The organism is Novosphingobium sp. ES2-1 (assembly GCF_015169775.1).
Taxonomy (GTDB): Bacteria; Pseudomonadota; Alphaproteobacteria; order Sphingomonadales; family Sphingomonadaceae; genus Novosphingobium; species Novosphingobium subterraneum.
This window is the reverse complement of sequence record NZ_CP063445.1, coordinates 3,079,075-3,105,471: the sequence shown is the minus strand read 5'-3', so window position 1 is coordinate 3,105,471 and position 26,397 is coordinate 3,079,075. Positions and strand designations below refer to the sequence as shown.

Sequence of the window (26,397 nt, the reverse complement as noted above, 5' to 3'; positions counted from 1 at the left end):
GTCAAACTTGTCCCTGACTCTGTCCCGTGGTTTATCGGTGCTGTTTCCACAGGGTCATCCCGACCCTGCCCGGATGTCCACGGAAAGCCCGCCAAATGCAGCGCCTGCACCTGCACCTCCTGTCGGATTCCACTGGTGAAACGCTGGAAATGATCGCCAAGGCGGCGCTCGCGCAGTTCGATGGCGCAGACGTCGTGCGGCATTTCTGGCCGATGGTGCGTTCGATGCAGCATCTCGATCGCATCATCGGCGAAATTGCCGCAAATCCTGGACTTGTCCTGTTCACGCTGGTCAATGCCGAAACGCGCGAGCGACTGGAACAGCGCTGCATTGCCCTGGGCCTGCCGATGGTCCCCGCGCTCGATGCGGTGACGGATGCGCTGCAGCAGCAGCTCGGCGTTCAGGCCAAGGGTCGCCCCGGCCGCCAGCACATGATGGACGAGGCCTATTTCGCCCGCGTCGATGCGATCCAGTTCACCATTGCCCACGATGACGGCGTGAACTGGGAAAACTGGGAAGAGGCCGACATCGTGCTCGCCGGCGTTTCGCGCAGTTCGAAGACGCCGACCTCGATCTACCTCGCCAATCGTGGATACAAGGTGGCGAACATTCCGATCGTGGTGGAAAGCCCGCCGCCGCCGATGCTGTTTTCCCTGCGTCGGCCAATGGTCGTGGGCCTCACCACCAGCCCGGAGCGCCTGATCGCGGTGCGTCGCAACCGCCTCCTGTCCTTGAACCAGGCGCCCGAGACCGCATATGTCGACAACGAACAGGTGACGCGCGAAGTGCAGTACGCCCGCCGCATGTTCGCCGACAATGGCTGGCCGGTGATCGACGTGTCGCGGCGTTCAATCGAGGAAACAGCAGCGGCCGTGATCAATCTCTATAACGAACGTGGCGCTGCTGGCGGCAGCGGGGACGGAGCAAAACCGATATGACACTCGTGCCCCAGAAGCTGATTTTGGCCAGCCAGAGCTTCTCGCGCCGGATGATGCTCGAAGCCGCGGGCGTGCCCTTCGAGACGCGCACGTCCGATGTTGACGAAGCCGCGATCAAGCGCGAGCTGATCGGCGTCACCGGCTGCCAGATTGCCAGCGTTCTTGCCGAAGCCAAGGCTTTTGCCGTGTCCCTCGCCATGCCCGGACGGCTGGTGCTCGGCGGGGACTCGATGGTCGAAGTCTGCGGCCGTCAGTTCGACAAGCCGACGAGCCGCGAGAACGCTGTCGAGCATCTCGAATTCTTCTCAGGCAAAGACATGCACCTCCATTCCGCTGCCGTGCTGATGCGCGATGGCAAGGTGGTGTGGAAAACCTGCGAGACCGCAAACCTGCGGGTCCGGGAGCTTTCTCCCGCATTTATCCAGAGCTATCTCGACAGGGAGTGGCCCCAGGTTTCGGGCTGTGTCGGCGTGTTCCGCATCGAGGCACTGGGCGTGCAACTGTTCGAGAGAATCGAGGGCAGTCATTTCACGGTTCTCGGAATGCCGCTATTGGCGCTGCTGGGCGCGTTGCGTGAACAGGGTGAGTTGCCGTCTTGAAGCCTGACAAAGTTTCCGGGCCTTATGCCGAAGTGATCGGCGATCCGATCGCACAATCGAAATCCCCGGTGATCCACGGCTTCTGGCTGGAAAAGCTTGGCCTGAAAGGGCGCTATGATCGCGCGCATGTGAAGCCTGTAGGTCTCGCCGACTACCTTGCCGCGCGTCGCGCCGATCCTGACTGGCGCGGCTGCAACGTGACCATGCCGCACAAGCAGACGGTGATTCCACTGCTCGACCGGCTGGACCCCATGGCCGCGCGCATCGGCGCGGTGAACACCGTGGTGCCCGAAGACGGCGCGCTGGTCGGCTACAATACCGACGCGCCCGGCTTCCTCGAACCGCTGCGCGAAGACCTCGGCAGACCTCACTACTTCCGCATGGCCCGCGTGCTCGGCACCGGCGGCGCGGCGCGGGCCATCATCGCCGCGCTGGCGGACGAGCACATGGTCGTCGTGCTGGCCGGCCGCAATGTCGAAAAGGCCCGTGCCCTGCTCGACGAACTTGATCCGCAGGGGGAGCACCACGTCGCCCCGCTCGATCATTTTGCCGACGCCACCGATTTCGCTTTCGACGACCGCGAAGGCTGCTTCGATCTCGTCGTCAACGCCTCGTCGCTGGGCATGAGCGGTCAATCCCCGCTCGCCTTCGACATGACCCACGCCCCGCCGGGCTCGGTATTCTACGACATCGTCACCAGCCCGCTCGAAACCGAGTTCCTGAAATCCGCCAGGGCTGCCGGATTCCGCACGGTCGATGGCCTGTCGATGCTGATCGGCCAGGCCGACCACGCCTTCCGCCGCTTCTTCGGCGCCGTGCCGCCGCGCGGGCAGGCAGACAACGAACTGCGTGCGAGAATTCTGGCATGAGCAGGCCCTACATCCTCGGACTCACCGGCTCGATCGGCATGGGCAAGTCTGCCGTCGCGCTCATGCTGCGCGAACTGGGCGTGCCGGTATTCGATGCCGATGCCGCCGTGCACCACTTGCAAGGCCCGGGCGGCGAACTGATCCCAGCCATCGAGGAAGCCTTCCCCGGCACCACCGGCCCCGAAGGCGTCAAACGGCAGGAATTGGGCGCGAAGGTATTCGGCAATCCCGAAGCATTGAAGCGTCTTGAAGCCATCGTCCATCCTGCCGTTGCCCGCATGCGCCACGCCTTCATGGTAGAGCACATGGGCGAACCGCTCGTGGTGTTCGACATTCCGCTGCTTTATGAAAAGGGCCATGGAGCGGATCTCGACGCGGTCATGGTCGTCTCCGCCCCCGTCGAGGTGCAGCGAAAGCGCGTGCTCGCCCGTCCCGGCATGACGCCCGAAAAATTCGCCCACATTCTTTCGCTGCAGGTGCCTGACGCCGAGAAGCGCGCCCGGGCGACCCACGTGATCAACACCGGCGTCACCCTCGCCGAGACGGAGGCCCAAGTTGCCGCGCTGGTTGCGGCCATCCGGGAAAAAAACCCCCGTCAGTAACCGTCTCACCCCCTTGCCAGTCCGCGGCGAGGGGTCCACATATTCTTCAATGCGTGAGATCGTTTTCGATACCGAGACGACCGGACTGGACCCGAAAAGCGGGGATCGGCTGGTCGAGATCGGCTGTGTCGAAATGGTCAACCGGGTGCCTACGGGCCAGGTTTTCCATTGTTATTTCAATCCTGAGCGCGACATGCCGGCCGAGGCTGAAGCTGTCCACGGCCTGTCGATCACATTCCTTTCCGACAAGCCGAAGTTTGCCGAACTGGCAGACGAGTTTCTCGCCTTCATCGCCGACTCGCCGATGGTCGCGCACAACGCCGGATTCGACTTCGGCTTCATCAACAATGAGCTGGAAATGTGCGGGCGCCAACCTGTCAGCCGGGATCGCATGGTCGATACGGTGGCGATCGCGCGGCGCAAGCACCCCGGTGCCAAGCTCAGCCTCGATGCCTTGTGCACGCGCTACGGCATAGATCGCAGCCACCGCACCAAGCACGGGGCGCTACTTGACGCGGAACTGCTCGCCCAGCTCTATGTCGAGCTGATGGGCGGGCGGCAGATCGGCCTTGAACTGGCGGCAGTTGCCGCAGGGGCAGCCGGTCTCGTCGTGGTGGAGGAGTCGATCACCGTCACCTCCAGCCTGACCCGCACCTTCCGTTCCCCGCGCCCGCACGCTGCGAGCGCAGAGGAGCTTGCCCGTCATGCCGAATTCATGGCGGGCTTTGCCGAGCCGATCTGGTCGCGCTGAAACCTTCCGGCTTGCCCGTGGGTTCAGTCAGACCGGGCGTCTCGCCCGAGTGACAGGAGAAGTGACTTATGGATATTCGCGTTTCGGGACACCAGGTCGAAACCGGCGCTGCGCTGCAGACCCATGCCGAGGAGCGCCTCGGCGCCATCGTCGACAAGCACTTTTCCCGAGCGCTTTCCTCGAACGTGACCTTGGGCAAGGCCCCGCACGGGGGCTTTCGATGTGACATCGTAACCCACGTGACCCAGGGCCTGATCCTCAAGGGCAGCGCCGTGGCGCAGGACGCGCACGTTGCGCTCGACCAGTCGGCCGAGAAGATCGAGAAGCAGCTGCGCCGTTATCGCCGCCGCATCAAGGACCGCCATGAAGGCGCCGATCACGCCCGCAAGGCAGACGAGGCCAACTTCGAACTGCAGGAAGCCGCCTACACCGTCTTCGCCCATGACGAAGCGGGTGAGGAAGAACCCGCCGACGCACCGCTGGTCATCGCCGAAACCCGCGTCGACGTGCCCACCGCCAGCGTCTCGGACGCAGTGATGATGCTCGACTTGCGCAACACCAATGCCCTGCTGTTCAAGAACGCCGGCACCGGGGTGCACAACATGGTCTATCGCCGTGGTGACGGATCGATCGGCTGGGTCGAACCCAAGTAAGGCCCAAGTAAGGACCGCCAGGCCAACCCGGCTCGCCACGGCGGGCCGGGGATGGCAAATGCAAGCCTGCGTACGGCCCAGGAACGTGCTTTGCGCTTGCCTTCCCCCGCATTCGGGAGCATGGCGCGCCCCAATTCACCGTGCCTTTGCACTCATGTGATACGTTTTACCGTATGTCGGCTCTGTTCCAACTCGATCCACAAGCTGTCCGCGTCATCCGCGCCGATTCCAAGCAGCAGATCCTTGCCGATCTCGCTGCCTGCTTCGCGTCGGTCTACGCGCTCGACAAGGAAGTGGTGATCGATGGGATCGAGGAACGCGAAAAGCTTGGCAGCACCGGCTTCGGCCGAGGCGTTGCCATTCCCCACGCGCGTATCGACGGGCTGGAACGTCCGGTTGCAGTGTTCTTCCGGCTCGAGAATCCGGTCGAATTTGCCGCCGCCGATGGCATGCCGGTCGATTGCGTGTTCGGTCTGCTCTCGCCCTCGCAGGCTGGCGCCACGCATCTTCAGGCCCTCGCTGCGATCTCGCGCCTGATGCGGGACGAGCGGATGCACGAGCGTCTGGTCTCCGCTACCGATGCCGATGCGATCTACGGCCTGCTTGTCAACGTCATCGATCGCGATGCCGCCTGAGGACGGCGCCGACAGCGCAAGCCTGCACTGGCGCGCGCTGGAAGGTCTCTACGCTTCGGCGCCGGTCAACAGCCTGTTCGAATCCCGCCTGGAAATCGTCGGCGAGGGCTTGTCCCGCATCCATTTCGATGTCTCGCCCTCGTGTTTTCATGCTGCTGGGGCGGCCCATGGCACCATCTACTTCAAGATGCTCGATGACGCCGCGTTCTACGCTGCGAACACGCTGGTTACCGACCGTTTCCTGCTGACCACATCGTTCAACCTGTTCTTCAGCCGCCCGATCAAGGGCGGGCGCGTCACGGCGGAAGGGCGCTGGGTCTCGGGCCGGCGCCGCGTGCTCGTGGCCGAAGCGCGCCTGATCGATGAGGAAGGCGAGGAAGTGGGGCGGGGAACCGGCACGTTCCAGCGCTCGCGCATCCCCTTGTCCAGCCTCGATGGCTACAACGCCGGCCTGCGCGCCGCGCTCGCCTGATCCGCAGTGACGGAATCGCGCCTTCCGGCACACCTCGAAGTCCAGGGAATCATCCGTGCGGTCCAAGCCGAAGGCGGCTTTGCCATGGTGCTGCACAAGGGCGAACGCGATGGCGGGACAGTCCTGATTGTTATCTTGGAAAATCAGTCTCTTGGCAGTCTTTACGAACGCATGCCCGACATTGATGGACGCCGCAAATGGTGTATTTCCAAGTCGCAAGTAATTGAAAATAAGCAGGAATTCGAAGACTATCTGAGCCGCCGAATGCAGCAGGATCCGGACGTGTGGATAGTTGAACTGACCGTCGCGGATCGCGAACGGTTCGTCCGGGACAACCTTTCCGCTGGCTGAACGCGGGTTGACTCTTCCGCAGCGCACAATAAAGGCCCCATACCGATTTTTGCGCAGGCGGTGACGGACGGCAGCAAGGCCCGACGCACTGGCACGCAGACGGGGGGCAACCGACATGGCCCTTCGGCGATTGACCGGCACGCGGCATCGTTCGCGCACACCGGCCTTTTGTCGCGCCATGGCAGGAAGCTCACCGCCCATTGACGACAAAGTATGAGCACGAAGTTCAAATACGCAGCCAGCTTCAGCATTGCTGCGACTTTCATCACAACGCTTCTCAGCACTGGCGGATCCCACGCCGCCGCTCAAAGCCTCAACACCCCGGCCGCGATCACCGCGACCTTCATCTCCCAGCCCGTGGTTCAGCCCACCCCGATTCAAGCCGTTGCCACCGCAACGCCCGGAGCTGCCATCGAAGCTGAAGCCGCCGACGCGGATTCGCTTGCCGAGCTGGTCGAGGACACCCAGATTCCCGCCACGCTGTCGAACGAGCTCGAGTGCCTTGCCGGCGCCGTCTACTTCGAGGCCAAGAGCGAAACTCTTGCCGGACAGCTTGCCGTCGGTCGCGTGATCGTCGCTCGCGCCAATTCCGGGCGCTTTCCTTCGTCGTACTGCGGCGTGGTCTACCAGCCCTCGCAGTTTTCGTTCGTTCGCGGCCACGGCATGCCGGCAATCAACCGCGACAGCCGCGCCTGGCAGACTGCCGTGCGCATCGCCAAGATCGCCGATGAAGGCCTGTGGAAGAGCCCGGTAGAGGGCGCAATGTTCTTCCACGCGGCCCACGTCTCGCCGCGCTGGGGCAAGACCCGCATCGCGCGCGTCGACAGCCATATCTTCTATCGCTGATTTCAGCTGCCTTGGACGGCAATGAAAAGGGCCGGTCCCCGATGCGGGGCCGGCCCTTTCTTCTTGGCGTCTCCCTCGCCGTGGCGAGGGAGACGTAATCAATCAATGTCGGAAGTGGCGCATGCCCGTGAAGACCATGGCCAGGCCGGCCTCGTCGGCAGCCTTGATCACGTCTTCGTCGCGGATCGAGCCACCGGGCTGGATCACGCAGGTCGCGCCTGCTTCCACCGCCGCCATCAGGCCATCGGCAAACGGGAAGAACGCATCCGAAGCAACGGCAGAGCCTACCGTGCGCACTTCGGCAAAACCGTGGGTTTCAGCCGCTTCCTTGGCCTTGGCTGCCGCAATGCGCGAGCTGTCGCGGCGATTCATCTGGCCCGCACCGATACCGGCGGTGACGCCGTCCTTGGCGTAGACGATCGCGTTTGACTTGACGTGCTTGGCCACGGTCCACGCGAACAGGGCGTCTTCCAGCTCCTGCTCGGTCGGGGCGCGCTTGGTCACGACCTTGAGGTCGGCTTTCTCGATCTTGCCGGCATCGCGATCCTGCACCAGCAGGCCGCCTGCGATCGGCACCGTCGTCAGGCCCTTGCGATTGGCATCGGGCAGACTGTCGATCAGCAGCAGGCGCAGGTTCTTCTTGCGCGCAAAGGCTTCCTTGGCCGCATCGTCGGCGCCGGGCGCCACGACCACCTCGGTGAAGATTTCGCAGATCGCGTTCGCGGTCGGCCCGTCGAGCGGAACGTTGGTCGCCACGATGCCGCCGAATGCCGAAACCGAATCGCACTCCAGCGCGTCCTTCCACGCATCGAGCAGCGTATCCGCCGTGGCGACGCCGCAGGGATTGGCGTGCTTGACGATGACCACGGTCGGCTTGGCGCCGGCGAACTCCGCCACCAGTTCCAGCGCGGCGTTGGCATCGTTGTAGTTGTTGTAGGACAGCTCCTTGCCCTGCACCTGGGTTGCCTGTGGCAGGCCGGTGACGGCAGGATTGCGCGGCACATAGAGCGCTGCGTCCTGGTGCGGATTCTCGCCATAGCGCAGCGTCGTCACGCGGGTGTGCGCGGTGGCGAGGACGGGCGGGAAGTGCTCGCCCTGGTCCACGGTGGCGAACCACTGCGAGATCGCCGAGTCATAGGCCGCCGTCGCCGCATAGGCCTTGGCCGCCATCTTGCGCCGGAAGGCCAGCGTCGTCGCGCCGCCGGTCTGCTCCAGCTCACCCAGGAACGTGGCGTAGTCCGCAGCGTCGGTCAGGATCGTCACGTAATCGTGGTTCTTGGCGGCAGAGCGCACCATCGAAGGTCCGCCGATGTCGATGTTCTCGATCACTTCGTCGCGCCCGGCACCCTTGGCCACGGTCGCCTCGAAGGGATAGAGGTTGACCACGACCAGATCGATCGCGCCGATCTGGTGTTCGGCCATGGCGGCGGCGTGTTCGGGATTGTCGCGCACGGCCAGAAGGCCACCGTGGATCGTCGGGTGCAGTGTCTTGACGCGGCCATCCATCATTTCCGGAAAGCCGGTGTGCTCCGACACGTCCTTCACGGTGAGGCCTGCATCGCGCAGTGCCTTGGCGGTGCCGCCGGTCGAAAGCAGCTCGACGCCGCGCGCTGCCAGCGCCTTGCCAAGATCCACAAGACCGGACTTGTCGGACACCGAAAGCAGCGCCCGCTTGATCGTAACCTCGCTCACGTGGGAATTCCTATCTATCGCATCTTCTTCAGCAGCCAGGAGAAGCTCTCGCCGCTGCGGGGAACCTTGGCCGTCACGACCAATTGCCGCGTGCCGATAGGCCTTCCGAGCCCGTCTGCCCAGAGGGATTCCTCTATTCCGACAGCATCGCGGCCAGAGCGGAACTGCCACAGGCTGCCGTCTGGCAGCGATAGCGTCACGCCTTTGCCATCGGCGCTGGCGGCCAGTTCGATATGGGGCCCGAGATGAAAGCGCAGAGCAACGCCGATCATCCCGCGCTTGCCCTTGCGCCCTGAGGGCACCAGCAGGTCCTCGCCGCGCAGCTCGGTCCCGTCATCGCGCAGGATCAGGATGCGGCGGTGGGTCAGGCCGTAGCGACTGACGTAACCGTTGTGGCTCGCCTCGATCCGCGTCGCGCCGGGCCCTGCACCTTCGGCCGAAAGTGTGCGCCGATCGACCTCGACCTCGGACACGCCTGACCCCAGCTTGCCGTTGATCAGCACTGCGGTGGAATTGAAATCGTCGATCGTCAGCGTCGAATGCGCTGCCGTCGCGCGCAGGCCCTGTTCAAGCCGCAGCGGGATCATGCCGCCGGCAAAGGCCGCGCCGCCGCAGTTGACGATCAGTCGCTCCGCCCCGTGGCTCAGCTCGAATGCCAGCGTCGAAGCACAGCCATCGCGGGTATGCCGCGCCACCGGCGGGGGCCCCGCATCGAACTGCAGCACCGCTTTGCCCGCCGTCGCGCGTTGGTAGCCCCACTGCCGCGCATCGCGCAGGGGCCGCGTGCGGACGCCGCTGGCGCGCACCAGTTCCTCGATCCGCTCGGCCGGGACAGCGCCCGCGCCCTGCCAGTTGCCAAGGCCGCCATCGCCGTGAAGCAGCGCCAGCAGGGGCGGCACCAGCAGCGTCAGCATCGTCTGGATCTGCGGTAGCGGTTCGGCCCGGATCGCCTCGTAGCAGGCGCGCAGGTCCACCAGCAGCTCGATCGCCTCGATCTGGCAGAGCGGGCTGCGCGACAGCACGCCGCCATCGTCACCCACCAGTTCGCCCAGCGCCTTGACCAGCCCGGCCTCGCCATAAAGGCGGCGCGGCTTGCCATCGGCCATGAGCAGACCGACCGCGACCAGCGCGCACCAGCCTGCCACTTCGGAAAGCCGGTCGTCAGCCTTGGTCACGCGGCGGTCGAGCCAGCGCGCCGTGTCCTCGATCGTGTGCAGCACCCGCGTCCGGAACGCGCGGTCCTGGCCCGAAAGGATCAGCGGTGCGTGGACCATCCAGTTCAGCAGGCGGTGGCCGACATTGCCCACGTCCCACGCCGGCGTGGGGTCCGGCTTGGGATTGGCGGCCAGCCAGGTCTGGAGAATACGCTCGGCCACTTGTGCGCATTGTGCCCGCGTGCCGCCCGATTCAAGATCGCGCAGCCAGCGGAAACCATGGACCATCCGCTCGAATGAGGGCGACAGGCGGGGCCCCGAAAAGGCCGTGTCGGCGATGGGTGACTTGTAGCCGTGGACAAGGAAATGCCCGGCGCGCAAGGCCTTGCCCGCTGCGGCATCGCCCGGCAGCGGCGGCGTGACCGTGGCCGTCAATCGCGTGCGGGCGCGCTTGCGGAAAGGATGGATCGCGCTGGCCGGAAGTCCCAGGCTGTAGGCGAACCGCACCAGCCTGTCGCCCGTGCCGATGGCGGGAGGTGCGAAATCGGCAAGGGCAAGCGCGCGCCCCGGCTCGATCACCGCCGGGTCCGGGCGGTCGTCGTCAAGCGCCACGTAGCGGCTGCTTGCCTCGGGCGTCGGATCGGCCAGCGGTTCCTCCTTCGTCGCATCGAGCGGGATGGCGGGCGTGGGAGCAGAGCGGCCAGCACCTGCCGGGCGACTTCCAACATCCGGGAAGCCGCGTGTCTCCATGTCAGGCGGCCTCGCCCTGCCCAAGGGCCTTCAGGGCGGCGATGTTGGCCGCATACTGCGAAGGGCCGCCCTTGAACGTGGCGGTCCCGGCGACCAGCACGTCGGCCCCAGCTTCGACGCAGGAGCGGATCGTGCGGGTGTCGACCCCGCCGTCGACCTCGAGGTGGATGTCACGGCCCGACTTGTCGATCATTTTCCTCACCGCCTCGATCTTGCGAAGCTGGCTGGAAATGAAGCTCTGCCCGCCAAACCCGGGGTTCACGCTCATGATCAGGACCAGATCGACGTCATCGATAAGGTAATCGAGCATCTTCGCCGGGGTTCCGGGGTTGAGCGAAACGCCCGCCTTCTTGCCAAGGCCCTTGATCGCCTGAACCGTGCGATGAATGTGCGGGCCTGCTTCGGGATGAACCGTGATGATGTCCGCCCCGGCATCGGCAAATGCCTGAAGGTAGGAATCGACCGGCGAGATCATCAGGTGCACGTCAAACGGCTTGGTCGTGTGCGGGCGCAGCGCCTTTACCACCATCGGTCCGATCGTGATGTTGGGCACGAAGTGGCCGTCCATCACGTCGACGTGGATCCAGTCTGCCCCGGCTGCATCGATTGCTCGCACTTCCTCGCCCAGCCTGGCGAAATCTGCGGAAAGGATCGACGGCGAAATCAGCGGGGTCATCTGGTCATCTTCCTGCGTCGGGTGGCAGGCAGATTGGTAAACGCTCATGCGCTCAGGCATAGCCACCCCATCCCTTGCGCTTACCTTTCGCGAATCGGCGGAACAAGCACTATCGGCCTCATTATCCACACGGAATGTCCCGCTTTGGAGGCGGTTGATGGGATGAACGGCGGGCGAGCCAAGGGTTCAGCCACTATTCACGGCACGAATCTTACTTAACGAACCAGCCAACCGCCGTTATTGGAATCGGCGGGGAAGAAACGAGGCGCTGCGAGAGCTTTCATTGGAAGCGCGTGGATCAAGCGGTTGCCGCAGGAAACATCGAAATCGGGGCTTTTTGATATGACCAAGCCGAGACGGCTGCGCGCTGCGGCCGCTTTGACTGCCACTGCACTCGCCGCCACTGCAATGGGTGGAAGCACTGCTGCCAGTGCGGCTGGCCCGAACTGTGCAGGGCCGGTGAGCGACACCTGGATCAACGTCACGATCGACGGCGTGCGCAACGGCAATGGACTGATGGCGGTGACCCTCTATGCCGACGAGCCGCGCAAGTTCCTCGTCAAGAAGGGCTCGATGTACGTCGGCCGCGTTGATGCCACGGCGCCCGAAACGCGCATGTGCCTTTATGTGCCCAAGCCCGGCGTCTATGCGCTCGCCGTCTATCACGACGAGGATGCGAGCCGTAACATCAAGCGCAGCGGGGTTCTCGGCCTGCCCGAGGAAGGCTTCGGCTTTTCCAACAATCCGCCGACGATCGCAAGCATTCCCTCGTTCCGCTCGGTCCGCCTGAACATCTCGAAGTCGGGCCTGTCGACCCGGATTCATCTTAAGTATCCGTGAACGCTTGCCTCCTCCCCTCCCGCAGGCGGGAGGGGTTGGGGGTGGGAAGCTTGTGTATTACTCGCCCGCAGGCACGCCGATATCCGCGAAAGTGCGCGCCAGGTGCCATGGCGCCAGTTCCTCGGCCAGCGCATGGGCGCGCGGATCGTCGACGTCCATCCACCACGCATCGTCGATGTCCATGGTGCCCGCGCGTCCTGCATCGGCGAGCCGTTGCATGCCGTCCGAAAGGCTGCCGGGCTTGCCTTCGGCAATCGCCTCGTGGATCGCCCTGGCCAGGTCCGGGGTGGCCAGAAATGCCCCGCAATCGACCGCATCATAGGGTGCGATGGTCTTGCCGATAGCGGTAATCATGCCGTCGTCATCCATCTTGACCCAAGTCGCGTCCTCGGGATCGACCAGCGGGTTGTCGATGCGGCGGTCAACCGCCAGCGTCACGGCGCAGTCCGGCCGGTGTTCGTGGATCAGCCGCTCCAGAATGTCGGCATCGAACATGTGGTCGGCCATCATCAGCAGATAGTTGCCGTCGCAGCGCGTGGCCCCGGCCATGACCGAATGGCCGTTGGGCGTGGACCAGTTGGTCAGTCGCACCGGCACGATCTCGATGCCGGCGCGCATCGAAAGGTCGGCAAGAAAACCTTCCAGAAGGTCGGCCTGATGGCCCGTAACCACGACGACGCGCGTAACGCCGGCCTGCATGGCCTGCCGCACGCCGATTTCGATCAGCGGCACGCCTGCAACCGGGGTCATCGGCTTCGACGGGGAAAGCTCGGCAAGGCGGCTGCCAAAACCGGCAGCGATGATCAGCGCATCCATGGTCGCTTCGGGTAAAGGTTTAGGAGCCAAATGAAAAGGCCGACCAGACGAAACGTCGGGCCGGCCTTTCAATCCGTCAGGGAAGCTGTCGCTTATTCAGCGGCGAGCTTCTCCACCGAAGCGTATTCGTCGACCATCTGGGCGGCGACGTCGTCATTGAACTGCTGCGGCGGGTGCTTGCAGAAGTAGGCCGACGGGCCGATCAGCGCACCACCTTCGCCACGGTCGAGCGCGACCTTGCAGCAGCGGATCGCGTCCATCACGCAAGCAGCCGAGTTCGGGCTGTCTTCAACCGACAGGCGCAGTTCCAGGTTCATCGGAACGTTGCCCCACTGCTGGCCTTCCATGCGGATGAAGCACAGCTTGTTGTCCTTCTGCCAGGGAACATAGTCCGAAGGACCGACGTGGATGTTCTCGTCCTCGAGACGCGTGGCGAGCATTGCCTGCACGGCCTCGGTCTTCGATTCCTTCTTGCTGCCCAGACGCTGGCGGTCGAGCATGTTCATGAAGTCGGTGTTGCCACCGGTGTTGAGCTGGTAGGTGCGCTCGACGTTCACGCCGCGAGCAGCGAACAGGCTGGAAAGCACGCGGTGAACGATCGTTGCACCGACCTGCGCCTTGATGTCGTCGCCGACGATGGGGATGCGCTTCTCGCGGAACTTCGCTTCCCATTCCGGGGTCGAAGCGATGAACACGGGCATGCAGTTGACGACGGCGACGCCGGCTTCAAGCGCGCATTCCATGTAGAATTCGGTCGCTTCCTGCGAACCGACGGGGAGGAAGTTCAGGAGAACTTCGGCGCCCGATTCCTTGAGAGCCTTGACGATGTCGGCCTGGGTGGCTTCGGGCTGGTCGGCCACGATGAAGCCCTTTTCGCCGACCGAGGTCATGTGCGCGGCAACGCCGTCCGACACGCGGCCCATGATCACCTTGCCGCCGGTCATCGGGACATTGGGCTGGAACACGGTGGTGTTGTTCGGCGCGGCGAAGATCGCCTCGGCGATGTCCTTGCCAACCTTGCGCGCATCGACGTCGACGCCGAGCACGAAATCGACGTCACCGGCGCCATAGCCGCCAATGCGGTCGTGGATGAGGCCCTGCGACGAATTGTTGTTGCGATAGTAGGCTACACCCTGCACCAGCGAGCTAGCGCAGTTGCCCACGCCGATCACGGCGACCTTGATTGGCTTCATGAATAACGATCCCTTCAGACAGGCGCCCTGCGGCGGCTGTAATCAAACTGCCTCAAAATACCGAAATGCCATCGAATGCAAGCCGAATCCTCAGTCCGTCAAGACGAAGCGGGGAACCGCCGGTCATGGCAGACCTTGCAATCCCCACTCCCTGCTCGCAATCGTGCCGCCTGCGCTGCACCAAAGGGTGGGCGCGCAAGCCACAGCAATTTCCGATGGGACCGCGCCCTTAACGGAAAAAAGCTGCCAGCGATAGCCCGTTTCGCCAGAAGCCCTTCACAAGCTGGTCACAGCGTCGGCAACCGTTGCAATATGGTCACCGAGATCGGCCAGGTTCATCAGGGTCCGGGTGCCCGGAACCGCCCGTTCGAAATCTTCCGGACCAAAGGCATCGGTCAGAAGAGCACGAAAACGCACCCGTGCGGCGGCCGCGATGTGGGCGTCGTTCGGTGAATCTCCGGTGAACAGGAAGGCGGAGCGGTCGATTCCGAACCGCTCCTCGATCGCTCCGAAGTGCGGTTCGCCCTTGGCAAAGCCGGGATCATCCATTGACGGGGCGCGATAGCCCAAAGCGCAATCGACCGGCCAATCGCTCGCCAGACGCTCGACATATTGCTCGAGGTTGTTCGAGGAGATGACCACGAGAAGGCCGGAATCGCGCCACCGCTGCAGCAGCGCGGCCGTGTCGGGGGCAATGGCAATCCCGGTAAGGTAGCCGTCCTTCCAGTCCTCGAAGCGCTGCGCAACCGGATCGGTGTCCTGCCCGGGGTAAAGCTGGCGCAACTGCTTTTCGAATGGCAGGCCCGAGGTTGCGAAGTAGGAGCGGCGGGCCAGCGCAAACGGCGTGCCGAATGATTCTTCCATCAATTGCGCCGCACGGTCGGCGTAGTCCTCCATCGTCGGCACCAGCGTACCGTCGAGGTCGAACACCAGAACGCGGACATTCTGCTCCTGGCTCACGCGGTCAGGCTTTCGCGGGCCACGGCGAGGTCCTCGGGCGTGTCGACTTCGAACCACTTGAGGCCGGAGAGCCAGCGCACCTGCGGGGCGGTCGCCTCGTCCTGCGCCAGTTCATGCAGCACCATCTCGACCGAAGCAGTGGCGAGGTCCTTGGTTTCGCGGACCCTCTCGAACGCGGCCCAGTATGCGTCGCGGGCTGACTCGCGTACGAACGTCGTGCCGATATAGGCGCCGTCATACCTCGGCAGGGTCTTGGAAATGGCCTGCAGCGCGCCGTCCTTCTCAATGACCTTCATCTCGTCGGGCAGGACCGGCCGTTCCCGCTCGCAGGCGACCGCCACAGTAGCGCCCGCCGCTTCGGTGGTGAAATGGCGGGTGTACATGTCGGCGGGGAAGAGGTGGTCGGCGTTGGTCAGCACGAAGGGCGCGTCGCCGATGAGCTCCCGCGCCGCACCCAGCGAGGTCAGGTTCCCGGCTTCGAGCTGCGTGTTGCGCACGGTCCGCACCGGGTCACCTGGCCACTCGGCAGCGATGTGATCCTCGATCAGCTGCGCGCGATAGCCGGTCACCACGACCACGTCGTCGGCCACCGCAAGCAGGGCTTCGATCGCGAAATCGAGACAGGTGCGCGAGGCGACCGCCATCAGCGGCTTGGGCAGGGACTCGGTCGCGTCGCCGAGCCGACTGCCACGGCCCGCAGCAAGGATAACACCTTTCATGTTTTCTCACGGTTCCTTGTTGCGGTCGTTGCTTGGGCTAATTTGGGGGAAGGCGGCGCGTCGCGCAAGGGGTGGGGCTGATTGGTGCCGCGTTGCAGCACCAAAGGGTGCCCGAGTTCGCGCCAGGTTACCTGCAAGTTGTGCCAGAGTTGCCGGGGAGTTGCCCGGAAGTTCGGGAGAGTTGGAAATGCCGGGTCAGAGCTGGCGCATGTGCGGCGGAAGCAGCAAGCCTTCGCTGTCGGCGGCAATCAGCGGCGCGCACCAGGCCACTGCGCCAAGCCAGATGCACAGGCCGCCGAGCAGCATTCCCGGGAGGACCCAGGCAAGGCCCAGGAGGCAGAACACGCAGGCAACAAGCACATAGACGTCGCGCTTGAACAGGCGCTCCAGCGTCAGCGTCACGCTCTGCAGGATCGGACGACCTTCCAGCCTGCGCTCAAGCGCCGCGCGCAGAACATCGAAGCTGCCGCGCTTGGGGCCGATACGGACAAGGATGCTCATGGCCACGATGCCGCAGACCAGCAACACCACGCAGGCCAGGGCAATCCAGCCATAATCCAAGCCATAGGTGCGGATGACGCCGGTCATCAGCCCGATCACGAAGCCGAGATTGGCCACCATGTCGCAGGCGGTATCGAGCAGCGCACCGCGCCGGCTCATCGCCCACGAGACGCGGGCAATGTCGCCATCGACGCAATCGGTGACGGAAACCGCCTGGAACAGGAAACCGCCCAGGGCCAGCCATTCCACGCCGCCCTGTCCCAGAATGACGGCCATCACCATCGCCAGCGCCAGGGTGAACCAGGTGATGGGGTCGGGACCAAGGCCGAACTTCATCGCCAGCGCGGACATGCGGAACGAAATCGGCCGGTTGATCCAGCGACCTACCGGTCCTTCAGTGGGCTTCAGCGTCGCGCGCAGCAGCGCCAGGACGGTGGCATGGTCGCTCTCGGCGCGAATCAGCCGTGGATCGCCGCGGACCAGAACCAGCGCCGGATCCTCGCGCAGGGCTTCGAGCGCGGCCTTGGTGGGCTGCGCATCGGCTGGCAGCAGCGCGGTGCCGGGTGGCAGCGGCGCAGACGGTGCGGCGTAGGTGATCTGCGGCAAGGGGCGCGCGCGCATCGTGAAACTGCGCTGCCAGTCCTCGGCGACCGGAGAATCGGCGAGAATCACGATTGCGCTGGCGCCTGTGAGATCGGCAAGAATCACCGCTCGTGCCACGCCGCTGATGCCACCGATGCGGCGGCGCAGGTAGGGACTTGCCGGAATCGCGACGGAAAACAGGGTATTCAAGCGTGCGTGCCTCATCCAGAGCCATCAGCCCTTTCCACGGCCTATAGACACGGCTACCTGATGCGCCAAGCCAGCATCGTCGGGATACTTGCTGGCTGGCCAAGGCATTCAAGGGGTCGCAAGGGTGAACGCGGGAAACAGGACCGGGGCAATCGAGCGGCCCAAGCGTCCGCGTGAATTGCAGGACAGGCTTAACTACCATCTCTACCATCCGCTGGCGTGGCGGCTGGCGCGGATTCTTGCGCATACGCCGCTCACCCCCAACATGGTCTCGGTCTTCGGCGGCCTGCTCGTCGTGGCGGCAGGCGTGGTCTATTTCAACATGGATTCGACCGGCGGCCCATGGGCGCTCGGCTGGCCGATGGGAGCAATGCTGGGCATGGCCCTGCACATGAGCTGGCACGTGGTCGACGGTGCCGACGGCGATCTGGCGCGGATCACCGGCAGGACCAGCCCGATCGGCGAGATGGTTGACGGCATCTGCGATTATGCCAGCCATATCGCGCTCTACGTCCTGCTCGCCTTCGTGCTGACCCGGCAGATCGGGTCCGGGCAGGCCTGGGCCTGGACTCTCGCCGCAGGCGCCAGCCACATCGTGCAGTCCAATCATGTCGAGGTGCAGCGCCGGTTCTACCAATACTGGACCTATGCGGTCCCGTGGCTGAACAATGCCAAGGACAACAACGCCGGCCTGTTCGGGGAAAAGACCCTGTTCGCGCGCCTGTTCGAGCCGATCGCGCGCGGATACCTGTTCCTCGCCGCCGGGATGACGCCGCACGCCCGACAGATCGACGAAGCAGTGCGACAGGCGCTGGCAGCGGATGACAAGCCAAGGCTCGCTGCCATCCGTGCCGAAGTGGCGCGCGAGCAAAAGCCGCTGCTCGATTTCCTCAAGCTGCTGGGCCCCAATCCGCGCGCGATCGTGCTGGGGCTGGGCATGATTGCGGGCAGCCCGGTCTATTACTTCTTCTATCAGGTGGTGGTGCTCAACCTGCTGCTGCTGATCTCGGTGCAGCTTCACAACCGCGCCGCCAAGCGCACGGCGTCGAGGATCTGATCAGTTGATGCGGTAGCGGTTGAGCGAAAGCACGCCTGGCTGCGCCTTGCGCCAGACCATCACGAAGCCTGCATAGAACAGCAACGCGATCATCGGCGCCATGGCGTTGGTCACGACGGGATGCGCGTCGGCAAGAGCCGTGCCCTTGGCAAGGCCGCCAAGCCATATGCCCAGCAGCACTGCCGCTCCCGCTGCAAGCACGGGAATCGCGGCGTGGAACGGATGGGGTCGCACACCGAGGCCCGAAAGCCAGTGGCGCCGCATGTAGGACGCGACCAGCGCTGCCAGCAGCATGGCCAGCGCCGCGCCGAGAATGCCGTACTCCGGGGTCAGCAGCGGGATGGCGAGCCCGGCAATCACGATCAGGATCAGGTTGACCTGCAGGGCAAGCGCCGGGCGGCGGTAGTAGAGGATAAGCTCTGATACTCCGAATGCGCCGTTGACGGTTTCGGCCAGCACCATCGCCAGCAGCGCGGCATAACCGCCTGCATAGTGGGCGCCGAACAGATCGAGCAAGGCCTCGCCGGTTGCCGCCATCAGCAGGACCACGCCAAGCTGGATGGTCAGGATCACGCGCGTTGCCGCCGCCGTGGCCTTGCCGGTGGCGATATCGCCATCGGTCATCATGGTGCGGGCCGTAAGCGGGGTGAGGATGCCGTCGAAGGCCTGGCGTACCTGCAGGATCGGCGTGCGCAGCTGTCGCAGCACACCATAGACACCGACCGCTGCATCGCCGAGCAGGAAGCCGACGAGATAAAGGTCGATGCGCTGGGCCAGCGTGGTCAGGAAGTCGCTACCGCTGGCCGGCACCAGTGCGCGGACGCGGCGGAGCAGTTCGGACGGGTGCGGACGCCAGCGTCGCAAGCCAAGCGGACCGAGGCAGTGCCGCGCGCTCCACAGCGAGAACAGCGCGAGGGCGATCGATCCGGCCCAGTAGCCGATGATCATGCCGGTCTGTTCGAAGCCCAGATACCAGGCGCCGAAGGCCACCGCGGTCATCACATAGGGTTCGACAAGACCGCGTGCGATGACCTCGTAGCGCATCTTGTGGGTCCAGCGCGTGGCAGCGAGTGCAATATCGCCAGTGATCTGGCCGAGCACGGCAGGGGCGATCAGGGCGAGGGCAAGGCGCAGGCTTTCGGACACGAGGCCATCCGGCAGCGCCTGCGCGCCCAGAACCAGCAGCACCGAGACCGCCATTCCGGCAAGCGCGGCAAGCAGCAGCGCATCAAGCAGGACATGGGTGGCGCTGCGCCGGGCATTGTCCGGCGTCGTCTCTTCCAGCCAGGGAAAGATCATGCGCTTGAGGCCCAGGCTGGCGATCGGCACGGCAAGTTCGACCATTGCGCTGGCCATGGTGAACACGCCGTAGTTTGCCGCACCATAGAGCCGTGCGCCGACATAGAGGAACGATGCGCGCGCGGCGAAGCGGATGACGAAGCTCAGAGCGTTCGATCCCGCGCCGCGCGCGATTACTGTCTGTGAGCCCCGGTCTGCCGTCATTGCGCCCGCGCGCTTGGCGACAAATGCGCGCTGGCGCAAGGGTGCCGGGGTGCGTGGAGCGCAGTCAGGCCTTGTCGCGCTTCATGGCGACAAGGCACAGCAGCACGACGCCGAGCGCCAGAACTTCCATCACGCCCCAGGCAAGCCATTGCGAATGGTTGTAGAGCCAGACGCCGATGGCGGGTGCCGCGATGTAGGCCGCGCCGTTCACCGAAGCGACGATGCCGGCGGATTGGCCCTGTTCGGCCGGCGAAACGGCAAGGCTCGCGCCCGAGGTGAAACCGGGGCGGAAAAGGCCGAAGCCCATCGAAGCGATGGCAAAACCGACTGCTATGGTGTGAAGGTCACGGCCCATGGCGACTGGTACGATGCCGGCAGCGGCCAGGCTCATTCCCCAAAGCGTCGACGTTCTGGGTCCGAGCCCGAGCATCGGGATCAGTCCCCACTGCGCGAGCAAGGTCGCCACCGCGCCGCACATCAGCACGAGGCCGACCGGGCCGGCGCCAGCATCCGGATCGCCGCGCAGGCCAAGCCGGTCCAGCAGCAGGAAGCCTATCACGCCCAAGACCATCGCTTGAGCATGCCCACCGACCAACCCTGCAGCCAGCCACGGGCGCAGGCGGCGGTCGGTCCAGCGCAGACGGTCGATTCCCTGATGCTGGGGCTCCGCTTCGGGCAGTTCGTCGGGACTGCCATCGGGATGATCCTCCACCATGCGAGGATTGGACGAGGCGCTGAACGGCGCCGACATCACCTCGCCCCGCGCGGCAAAGCGCGGATCGTCATCGGGCAGTTGCGTGCGCAGCAGGACCAGCACGATCACCCCGAACAGCGCAAACATGGCAAAGGGGCCGACCAGCCCGAGGCCGGGCAGGATCAGCAGCGGAGCAAGCGCGGGGCCCAGTACCGTGCCCAGACCGAAGCTCGAAGCGACCAGCGACAGCGCCTTGGTCCGCTCGGCACGGCCGGTGCGGCTGGCGACATAGGCCTGCACAGCAGGTGGCGCGGCCGATCCGAAGCCGCCATACAGCGAACGGGCGATGGCAAACAGGCTCATGGTCAGGCCCGCGCCGAACCAGCCATCGAGGCCGAAGTGGAGGATCGCCCCGCACAGGGCGAATGAGGAAATGAAGCCGATAACCCCCAAGGCCATCATCGCCTTGCGCCCGCGACGGTCGGACCGGCGCGCCCAGTACGGGGCCATGATCACCCAGAGCAGCGCCGACCAAGAATAAGCGAGGCTTACCCAGACGTCGGCAATGCCAAGGCGCGTGCCGATCGAGGGCATGACCGATTGCATGGCAGTATTGCCCGCCGCCGTGACCAGCATGACCGCAAAAAGCAGGGCCATGCGCTCTTTCGGCAGGCGGATGGCACCCTCGCTCATGCCTTCACGCCCAAGGCGGGGATCGAAATTGTCCACGGCTGGTTCATCCAATGCTGACTAGGCCGGGCGAACGGTGCTTGCAATGGCAGGCCAAATTTGCGACCCGCTTCAGCCAAGCTTGACCGGCAGAGGACCATTTCCTGCAATGACTTCGACCCAGGTGGCGCGTGAGCCTCTTCTTCAGCGGGCAAAACGCAAGGTGGAACGCTTGGCTGGGCCGGCCGGGATTTTCTTCAAGGGCTTCCTCAAGCACCCCGCCATGGTGGGCGCAATCGTGCCGTCCTCGAACCGCACGATCGAGCGCGTGCTCTCGGTGGTCGATTGGGAAGAATGCCGCCTTTTCGTGGAATACGGCCCGGGTGTCGGCACCTTCTGTCGTCCGGTGCTGGAAAAGCTGCGCCGCGATGGCCGCCTGATCGTGATCGACACGAACCCCGATTTCATCGCCTACCTGCAGAAGACGATCGGGGACAGCCGCTTCATCGCCGTGCATGGTTCGGCTGCCGATGTGGAAGAGATCGTCAAGGCGCATGGCTTCGACCATGCCGACTACGTGCTTTCCGGCCTGCCGTTCTCGAACCTGCCCGAAGGCGTCGGCCCTGCGATCATGGGCGCAACGCATCGCGTGCTGCGCCCGGGCGGCGCGTTCCTCGTCTATCAGTACACCGCGCGAGCGCGTGACCTGATGGGCCAGTTCTTCCGCCGCATCGACAAGGGCTTCGAGCCGCTCAACGTTCCGCCCTGCGTGATCAGCTGGGGCTGGAAGGAATAACCCTTCAGTCGAAGATCGAGCGGATTTCCAAAGTGTTCGGTCCGCCGAGCTGGCGGTAGACCGCCGCCAGCACCGCGATGAAATAGATCAGCGCGCCCGAGGTGATCGCGCTTGAAACCGCGGCTGTCAGCACGCGCTGCAATTCGCCGCCGGTCGTCAGCACCAGGACGACGCCGACCAGCATCATGGCCAGGCCATAGACCACCGCAAAGAGCAGGCCGAGAAGCACGAGGAAGGCCAGCAGGCGGCCCGAATTGCCCTGGGTCAGCGCCCACGAGCGGCGCAGGGCCCGGATCGGGTTGCGCTCGCCCTCGATGGCGAGAACCGGCGCGACGAGCGCCATGCGCAGGCTGCACCAGACCATCGCCACGAATGCGGCAAGGATGACGATCGCACCAATGGCCTGAACGCCGGTCAGCGCGGCCGCGCTCACCAGCACGAGGAACGCCATGCCAAGCGCACCACCGACGATGATCTGTGCCAGCACATAGGGCCCCAGCGCGCGAAAACCGCGCGCGATGGCCTGGGCAACGGTCGGCCGGTCAGGATCGGTCATGACAATGAGCACGGTGACCGTCCCGGCCATCTGCAGCAGCGTGACGATGATCAGCAGGGGCAGTGACGAAGTCCAGGCATCGGCCATGATCTCCATCATCCGGCCCGGCGGCGTGCCGGGCGCCATCTGCGGTTCGGGCACGAAGATCGAGAAGGCAAGGCCCGGCAGCAGGAAGAATACGCCGGCAATGGCCATCAACACATCGCGGTTCGTCGCAACGAGGCGCGTGGCGGTCTTCCAGGCAAGGCTGCTGTCAAGTTTGCTGTCAGGGCGAGGCGTCATGCCGTGCGCAATAGCAGCGTCGGACGATCACGTCGAACGTCAGTTTTGCGTGCCCAGCCTCTTGTCACCCGTCCGGCGCCGGGCCATTTCGCAGGCCATGGCCCGAAATGAGACTATCGAGATCCGGTGCGAAAGCGCGCAAGTGCCCTATCGCGTTGCGCTGGACGAAATGGCCCGGCGCAATGCCGCGATTGCCGAGGGCGGCGCACAGGAACTGATCTGGCTGCTCGAACATCCGCCGGTCTATACCGCCGGGACCAGCGCCGCGCCCGACGAACTGCTCGATCCGCGCTTCGAGGTGGTCGAGGCCGGGCGGGGCGGGCGTTACACCTATCACGGGCCGGGGCAGCGCGTGGGCTATGTCCTGCTCGACCTGCGCAAGCGGGCGCGGGACGTGCGCGGTTTTGTCCATGCGCTCGAAGGCTGGGTGATCGATACGCTGGCCGATTTCGGTGTCGAATCTTGGCGAGCCGAAGGGCGAGTCGGCATCTGGACGCATGGTGCCGACAGGCGCGAGGCCAAGATCGGTGCCATCGGCGTGCGCATCCGCCGATGGGTGACGATGCACGGATTTTCAGTCAATCTCTCGCCCGATCTCTCGCACTTTGGCGGTATCGTGCCCTGCGGGATCGAGGAATTCGGCGTGACCAGTCTTGCCGCGCTGGGCAAGGAGGTTACACCGGAAGCGTGGGACGAGGCGCTGCTCTCGCACCTCGATCGTTTTCTCGAACGTCTGGATACGCCGTGCCCGCCATCAGCCGCCTGATTAGTCACCCGATTGCACTTCTCCCGATTGCACTGGGGCTCGCGCTGGGCGGTTGCGGCAAGAAGGCCGATGACAAGGCGGCGACAGCAGCCGGTGCAGAGGTGCTGCCAGGAACGATCTCGGACGACATGATCAACCTCGATACGTCCACCGCATCTCCGCCACTGGCACCAGTCCACACCGAGAAGAAGAAGGCAGCAGCGCCCTCGGCAAGCGAGGCTGCTGCGCAAACACCGGTTGCAGGCGATGACGCCGCTGCGGCACCGGCAGCAGGTTCAGCTGATCCCGAGTAGCTGCCGCGCCATCCTCAAGTGCGGCTGATCGACCATGCGGCCGTTGTATTGCAGCGTGCCAGCGTGGGGATTGGCAGAAAAGAGTGCCACTATGGCGTGGGCCTCGGCCAGTTCCTCCTCGGTGGGGGCAAAAGCCGCATTGATGATCGGTACCTGTGACGGGTGGATCGCCAGCATGCCGGTGAAACCATCGGCCTTGGCCGCTTCGGCGGCGCGGCGCGTGCCCTCTTCTTCACGGAAATCGTCGTAAAGCGTGTCGATTGCCCACACCCCCTTGGCATGGGACACCAGCAGGCACTGCGCGCGGATGAACCGGAAGGCATCCGTCCACGCGCCCGCGGCATCGCGCTTGCGGCTGGCGCCAAGCACGGCAGAGAGGTCCTCAGCGCCCCAGGTGAGGCCGGCAAGGCGTGGCATGGGCTCGTCGACGTACAACGGGATGGTAAGAGCCGAGCGCGCGGTTTCGCTGACCAATGGCAGGATTTTCGTGGCGCCGTTGGGCAGGCGGTTGCGTTGCTCGAGTTCGTAGATTTCGGCAGCGACCATGCGGAACTGGTCGGGGCCTTCGCACTTGGGCAGCATCACGCCATCGGGCGCGCCAGCCATGACCACGGCGAGGTCCTCGCGCCACAGGCCGGTCTCGATCGCGTTGATGCGCACCCAGCGCGCCAGCGGGCGGTTCTCGGTCACGTGCTGGCGGTGGATCGCAAGCCAGTCGCGAGCGAGGATGCGTGCCTGTGGCTTGGCCGCAGGGGCGACCGCATCCTCCAGATCGACGATCACCGCATGCGCGCCGGTGGTCATGGCCTTGCCCAGCTTCTTGTCACTGTCACCGGGAACGAAGAGCCATGATCTTGGCGGCATGCGGCATTGCTCCATTGGGTTTTCTTACTAAGCCGAGGCGGTTTCCTCCGCCAGCGTAGGATAGTCGGTATAGCCGACCTCTCCCGGGAAATACCATGTCTGTGGCACCCCCTTGTTCGGATTGATGTGCGCTCCGACACGGATGCGCTCGACCAGATCGGGGTTGGAGATGAACGGACGGCCGAAGCTGATCGCATCGGCCCGGCCCGAGGCGACGTCGGCAGCCGCCTGTTCGGGTGTGTAGTCGCTGTTGAGCACCAACGGGCCGGTGTAGATCGAGCGGATCAGCGCGTCCTGCTGCGGCACGTCGGTCTGGCCGAAGGTACCATCCGGGCCGGGCTGGCGAAGTTCGAGGAACCCGATGCCGAGGTCCTGCAGAACGCGGGCCGCCTCACCGAAGGTCGCCGCCGGGTTGCTGTCGTCAGTGCCTTGCGAATCGCCGTTGGGTGAGAGGCGCACCGCGACAAGGTCCTTGCCCCAGACCTCGATCAGGCGCTCGACCACTTCGCGCAGGATGCGCACACGGTTTTGCGGGCTGCCGCCATAATCGTCGTCGCGCAGGTTGGTGCCATCGCGCAGGAACTGGTCGATCAGGTAGCCATTGGCCGCATGAAGCTGCACGCCATCGAAGCCGGCCTTCTTCGCGTTTTCCGCAGCAAGGCCGTAGTCATCGACAAGACGCGGCATTTCATCGAGGCGCAGGGGCCGCGCCGTGGCGAAGTCCTTCTTGCCCTCCGGGGTGTGCGCCTGTCCCGGCGCGCGGGTGGCCGAGGCTGAAACCGGCGGCTCGCCTCCCAGGAAATACGGGTGCACGATGCGGCCCATGTGCCACAGCTGCATCACGATGCGGCCGCCAGCCTTGTGCACGGCTTCGGTCACCGGCTTCCAAGCCTCGGTCTGTTCTGCCGACCAGATGCCCGGTGCGCTCGGCCAGCCCGACCCTTCGCGGCTGATGCCGGTGGCTTCGGAAATGATCAGGCCTGCGCTGGCGCGTTGCCGGTAGTATTCGGCCATGACTGGCGTCGGCACGCCTTCGCCAGTAGCGCGACCGCGGGTAAGCGGCGCCATGATGATGCGGTTCGGGGCTTCGATCGCGCCAAGGCGCAGGGGCTGGAACAGCGGTTCGTGCATGCTAGAGGACCTTTCCGAAGATGACGGGGAAACGCCAGGTTTCCCTCTAAGTTTCTCTTTGCAACTGGATTAGGCTGCGCTCATGACGAATTCAAGTGACGCGGTCCTGTCATTTCGCCCCAGTCCCAAGCATTTCCTTGCCCTGCTGACAGGAAACCTTGCGCTGGCGCTGGGCCCATGGTTCGTGCGCATTGCCGATAGCGGGCCGGTCTCGGCAGGGTTCTGGCGGCTGGCACTGGCGCTGCCGTTGCTCGGATTGTTTGCATGGCGCAGCAGGGAGCCTCTGCGCGGCTATCCGGCCAAGGACTGCTGGTTCATCGTCGCTGCCGGCGTGGTCTTCGCGCTCGATCTGGCAAGCTGGCATGTCGGGATCGAGCGGACCAAGCTCGGCAACGCTACGCTCTTCGGCAATTCGGGCAGCGTGATCCTGATGGTGTGGGGACTGGTGACGATGCACCGCCGCCCGCACTTGCGCGAATTTGCCGCAGTGGCCATGGCGCTGGGCGGGGCCGGGCTGCTGCTGGGCCGCTCGATGGAGATCGATGCGCGCACCCTGGCTGGAGACCTGTTCTGCATCCTCGCCGGGCTGTTCTACGTCGTCTACATCCTGCTGGTGCAGAACGTGCGCGAGCGTCTTCGCCCGTGGAGCCTGCTGTTCTGGTCAAGCCTTGCCGGTTGTCCGGTCATGCTCGGCACGGCGCTGGCGATGGGTGAGCCGGTACTGGCAAACAACTGGTGGCCGCTGATCGGCCTGATGCTGGCAAGCCAGATCGTCGGCCAGGGCCTGCTGGTCTATTCGCTCGGCCATTTCCCGCCGCTGGTGATCGGACTGGTCCTGCTCACGCAACCGGCCGTCTCGGTCCTCGTCGGGTGGCTCTCGTTCAGCGAGGTCCTCGCCCTGCCCGACGCCATCGGCATGGCGCTGGTCGGCACCGCGCTGGTACTGGCACGGCTGGGCGAGGGAAAGAGCGCCTAGC

Annotated in this window: 29 protein-coding genes; 16 read left to right on the top strand and 13 right to left on the bottom strand. The window is 64.8% G+C overall.

All coding sequences use genetic code 11. The features are described from left to right. The first annotated feature begins 95 nt into the window (after positions 1-95). From IM701_RS15190 to IM701_RS15145, 10 genes are all read left to right on the top strand, one after another. Positions 96-938: a pyruvate, water dikinase regulatory protein gene (locus IM701_RS15190; RefSeq protein ID WP_193827382.1), complete on the top strand. Its 843-nt coding sequence runs from the start codon at positions 96-98 to the stop codon at positions 936-938. Further along, complete coding sequence (locus IM701_RS15185; RefSeq protein ID WP_193827381.1) at positions 935-1,537, top strand: nucleoside triphosphate pyrophosphatase; 603 nt, start codon at positions 935-937, stop codon at positions 1,535-1,537. Before IM701_RS15190 ends, IM701_RS15185 begins: the two co-directional genes overlap by 4 nt. Further along, entirely contained in the window at positions 1,534-2,406 is an 873-nt protein-coding gene (gene aroE / locus IM701_RS15180; RefSeq protein WP_193827380.1) for a shikimate dehydrogenase, read from the top strand. The genes IM701_RS15185 and aroE overlap by 4 nt, the downstream gene beginning before the upstream one ends. Next, positions 2,403-3,008 carry a dephospho-CoA kinase gene (gene coaE, locus IM701_RS15175; protein ID WP_193827379.1) on the top strand — a complete coding sequence of 202 codons (606 nt, stop codon included), beginning with the start codon at positions 2,403-2,405 and terminating at the stop codon, positions 3,006-3,008. The genes aroE and coaE overlap by 4 nt, the downstream gene beginning before the upstream one ends. A gap of 49 nt (positions 3,009-3,057) precedes the next feature. After that, positions 3,058-3,759, top strand: coding sequence for a DNA polymerase III subunit epsilon (dnaQ, locus tag IM701_RS15170; RefSeq protein ID WP_039333217.1), 702 nt, complete (start codon positions 3,058-3,060; stop codon positions 3,757-3,759). Positions 3,760-3,827: 68 nt separating this feature from the next. Beyond that, positions 3,828-4,412, top strand: coding sequence for a ribosome hibernation-promoting factor, HPF/YfiA family (gene hpf / locus IM701_RS15165; RefSeq protein ID WP_062343044.1), 585 nt, complete (start codon positions 3,828-3,830; stop codon positions 4,410-4,412). 173 nt (positions 4,413-4,585) lie between these two features. Beyond that, on the top strand, positions 4,586-5,047 hold the full coding sequence (locus tag IM701_RS15160; RefSeq protein WP_039333222.1) for a PTS sugar transporter subunit IIA: 462 nt from the start codon (positions 4,586-4,588) through the stop codon (positions 5,045-5,047). After that, entirely contained in the window at positions 5,037-5,519 is a 483-nt protein-coding gene (locus tag IM701_RS15155; RefSeq protein ID WP_039333224.1) for a PaaI family thioesterase, read from the top strand. The genes IM701_RS15160 and IM701_RS15155 overlap by 11 nt, the downstream gene beginning before the upstream one ends. A gap of 6 nt (positions 5,520-5,525) precedes the next feature. Continuing rightward, the gene (locus IM701_RS15150) at positions 5,526-5,870 is read left to right on the top strand and encodes a DUF1491 family protein (protein WP_193827378.1); all 345 of its coding nucleotides are present in this window, start codon (positions 5,526-5,528) and stop codon (positions 5,868-5,870) included. 213 nt (positions 5,871-6,083) lie between these two features. Next, positions 6,084-6,716, top strand: a complete 633-nt coding sequence (locus IM701_RS15145; RefSeq protein ID WP_039333228.1) for a cell wall hydrolase — start codon at positions 6,084-6,086, stop codon at positions 6,714-6,716. A gap of 102 nt (positions 6,717-6,818) precedes the next feature. Here the strand turns inward: IM701_RS15145 and purH are convergent, their stop codons facing one another. From purH to rpe, 3 genes are read right to left on the bottom strand one after another with little or no spacing between them, the layout of a single operon-like run. Next, the gene (gene purH, locus IM701_RS15140; protein WP_193827377.1) at positions 6,819-8,408 is read right to left on the bottom strand and encodes a bifunctional phosphoribosylaminoimidazolecarboxamide formyltransferase/IMP cyclohydrolase; all 1,590 of its coding nucleotides are present in this window, start codon (positions 8,406-8,408) and stop codon (positions 6,819-6,821) included. 14 nt (positions 8,409-8,422) lie between these two features. After that, positions 8,423-10,312 carry a heparinase II/III family protein gene (locus IM701_RS15135; protein WP_193827376.1) on the bottom strand — a complete coding sequence of 630 codons (1,890 nt, stop codon included), beginning with the start codon at positions 10,310-10,312 and terminating at the stop codon, positions 8,423-8,425. Between the two features lies 1 nt (position 10,313). Then, the gene (gene rpe / locus IM701_RS15130) at positions 10,314-10,988 is read right to left on the bottom strand and encodes a ribulose-phosphate 3-epimerase (RefSeq protein WP_193828484.1); all 675 of its coding nucleotides are present in this window, start codon (positions 10,986-10,988) and stop codon (positions 10,314-10,316) included. 342 nt (positions 10,989-11,330) lie between these two features. On the opposite strand from rpe, the gene IM701_RS15125 reads away from it, so the two are divergent. Continuing rightward, a complete protein-coding gene (locus IM701_RS15125; RefSeq protein WP_039333233.1) occupies positions 11,331-11,828 on the top strand; it encodes a DUF2141 domain-containing protein in 498 nt (165 codons plus the stop codon). A 57-nt stretch (positions 11,829-11,885) separates the two neighbouring features. Here the strand turns inward: IM701_RS15125 and IM701_RS15120 are convergent, their stop codons facing one another. The 5 genes from IM701_RS15120 to IM701_RS15100 form a co-directional block, all read right to left on the bottom strand. Next, the gene (locus IM701_RS15120; protein WP_039333235.1) at positions 11,886-12,644 is read right to left on the bottom strand and encodes an NTP transferase domain-containing protein; all 759 of its coding nucleotides are present in this window, start codon (positions 12,642-12,644) and stop codon (positions 11,886-11,888) included. Between the two features lie 92 nt (positions 12,645-12,736). After that, complete coding sequence (locus tag IM701_RS15115) at positions 12,737-13,837, bottom strand: inositol-3-phosphate synthase (RefSeq protein ID WP_039333237.1); 1,101 nt, start codon at positions 13,835-13,837, stop codon at positions 12,737-12,739. A 276-nt stretch (positions 13,838-14,113) separates the two neighbouring features. Beyond that, positions 14,114-14,797 (bottom strand): HAD family hydrolase, encoded by a 684-nt coding sequence (locus IM701_RS15110; RefSeq protein ID WP_039333239.1) that lies wholly within the window; start codon positions 14,795-14,797, stop codon positions 14,114-14,116. Then, positions 14,794-15,516 carry an NTP transferase domain-containing protein gene (locus IM701_RS15105; RefSeq protein ID WP_193827375.1) on the bottom strand — a complete coding sequence of 241 codons (723 nt, stop codon included), beginning with the start codon at positions 15,514-15,516 and terminating at the stop codon, positions 14,794-14,796. The genes IM701_RS15110 and IM701_RS15105 overlap by 4 nt, the downstream gene beginning before the upstream one ends. Before the next feature lie 195 nt (positions 15,517-15,711). Then, positions 15,712-16,809, bottom strand: a complete 1,098-nt coding sequence (locus IM701_RS15100) for a CDP-alcohol phosphatidyltransferase family protein (RefSeq protein WP_193827374.1) — start codon at positions 16,807-16,809, stop codon at positions 15,712-15,714. A gap of 124 nt (positions 16,810-16,933) precedes the next feature. On the opposite strand from IM701_RS15100, the gene IM701_RS15095 reads away from it, so the two are divergent. Then, positions 16,934-17,866 carry a CDP-alcohol phosphatidyltransferase family protein gene (locus IM701_RS15095; RefSeq protein WP_193827373.1) on the top strand — a complete coding sequence of 311 codons (933 nt, stop codon included), beginning with the start codon at positions 16,934-16,936 and terminating at the stop codon, positions 17,864-17,866. On the opposite strand, the gene IM701_RS15090 is transcribed toward IM701_RS15095, so the two are convergent. Continuing rightward, on the bottom strand, positions 17,867-19,369 hold the full coding sequence (locus IM701_RS15090) for a lipopolysaccharide biosynthesis protein (RefSeq protein ID WP_039333246.1): 1,503 nt from the start codon (positions 19,367-19,369) through the stop codon (positions 17,867-17,869). It abuts the gene before it with no gap. Between the two features lie 64 nt (positions 19,370-19,433). Then, positions 19,434-20,756 carry an MFS transporter gene (locus IM701_RS15085; RefSeq protein ID WP_193827372.1) on the bottom strand — a complete coding sequence of 441 codons (1,323 nt, stop codon included), beginning with the start codon at positions 20,754-20,756 and terminating at the stop codon, positions 19,434-19,436. A gap of 145 nt (positions 20,757-20,901) precedes the next feature. Between IM701_RS15085 and IM701_RS15080 the strand changes: the two genes are divergently transcribed. Further along, a complete protein-coding gene (locus IM701_RS15080; RefSeq protein WP_039333248.1) occupies positions 20,902-21,528 on the top strand; it encodes a class I SAM-dependent methyltransferase in 627 nt (208 codons plus the stop codon). Between the two features lie 4 nt (positions 21,529-21,532). Here the strand turns inward: IM701_RS15080 and IM701_RS15075 are convergent, their stop codons facing one another. Beyond that, positions 21,533-22,366, bottom strand: coding sequence for a glycerophosphoryl diester phosphodiesterase membrane domain-containing protein (locus IM701_RS15075; protein ID WP_039333250.1), 834 nt, complete (start codon positions 22,364-22,366; stop codon positions 21,533-21,535). A gap of 97 nt (positions 22,367-22,463) precedes the next feature. Here IM701_RS15075 and lipB point away from each other — a divergent pair, with 97 nt between their 5' ends. Beyond that, the gene (gene lipB / locus IM701_RS15070; protein WP_039333252.1) at positions 22,464-23,132 is read left to right on the top strand and encodes a lipoyl(octanoyl) transferase LipB; all 669 of its coding nucleotides are present in this window, start codon (positions 22,464-22,466) and stop codon (positions 23,130-23,132) included. Continuing rightward, on the top strand, positions 23,111-23,425 hold the full coding sequence (locus tag IM701_RS15065) for a hypothetical protein (RefSeq protein WP_039333255.1): 315 nt from the start codon (positions 23,111-23,113) through the stop codon (positions 23,423-23,425). Before lipB ends, IM701_RS15065 begins: the two co-directional genes overlap by 22 nt. On the opposite strand, the gene IM701_RS15060 is transcribed toward IM701_RS15065, so the two are convergent. Then, a complete protein-coding gene (locus IM701_RS15060; RefSeq protein ID WP_193827371.1) occupies positions 23,408-24,289 on the bottom strand; it encodes a CoA ester lyase in 882 nt (293 codons plus the stop codon). The two genes, IM701_RS15065 and IM701_RS15060, sit on opposite strands and share 18 nt — an antisense overlap. A gap of 27 nt (positions 24,290-24,316) precedes the next feature. Beyond that, a complete protein-coding gene (locus IM701_RS15055; RefSeq protein ID WP_193827370.1) occupies positions 24,317-25,420 on the bottom strand; it encodes an alkene reductase in 1,104 nt (367 codons plus the stop codon). 82 nt (positions 25,421-25,502) lie between these two features. Here IM701_RS15055 and IM701_RS15050 point away from each other — a divergent pair, with 82 nt between their 5' ends. Next, positions 25,503-26,396, top strand: a complete 894-nt coding sequence (locus IM701_RS15050) for a DMT family transporter (protein WP_193827369.1) — start codon at positions 25,503-25,505, stop codon at positions 26,394-26,396. The last annotated feature ends 1 nt before the right edge of the window (position 26,397 follow it).